The sequence below is a fragment of the Pseudomonas morbosilactucae genome (assembly GCF_023241665.1).
GTDB lineage: Bacteria > Pseudomonadota > Gammaproteobacteria > Pseudomonadales > Pseudomonadaceae > Aquipseudomonas > Aquipseudomonas morbosilactucae.
The window spans coordinates 1-582 of record NZ_JALQCX010000115.1 but is presented as its reverse complement, the minus strand read 5'-3'; the positions used below and the strand labels follow the sequence as shown (position 1 = coordinate 582).

General features: G+C 65.1%; 1 pseudogene. It reads right to left on the bottom strand.

Features of this window, described 5'->3' with window-relative positions:
- A pseudogene (locus M1B35_RS31915) lies at nt 1-582 on the bottom strand (hypothetical protein); the annotation flags it as partial.

The following is a 582-nucleotide window of genomic DNA, read 5'->3' as shown; positions in this document are numbered from 1 at the left end:
CGCCCAACCAGGACGGCAGGGCCACAAACCCGGTTGTTCCGAAAGTGGCGGCGAACCCCCACCGGAGCTTCTTGGCGCTGATAAACGCGGTGTCGTCGGTCCCGGTGTCGGTTTGGAGCTGTGTGGCCACCTTCGCGCCGCCGGCCACTGTTTCCGTGGCCTGGCTGGCCGTGGTGGCGATGGTGACGTTGTTCGCACCGTCAAAGCTCACCGAGCCATTCACAGCACCGGTCAGGGTGAGAATGCGCGCGGTGGCCAGCTTTGCCGCCTTGCCCACCACCGTGTCACCTACCACGATCTTGGCGATGGCGTTCCAAATCGTCGACGTGGCCGACTTCACCGCCTTGGTGGTGGCAAGGATCACGCTGCTGTCGGAGTTCTCGTCGTCACTCTTTGCATTCGGCAGGTTCTCCAGCTCCACGTCTTCCTTCGTAGTGGCCCGTGCTCGTAACCCCGGGTAGTCGCCGATCCGGGCGGCGAAGTGCGTCACCAGCGGCCCGGCGATGGCCTCCACCGACCGGCGATCAGTGACGGTGGCCGAGGTCGGCAAATCGGCCAGGGCCACGCTGTAGTGCTTTGCGC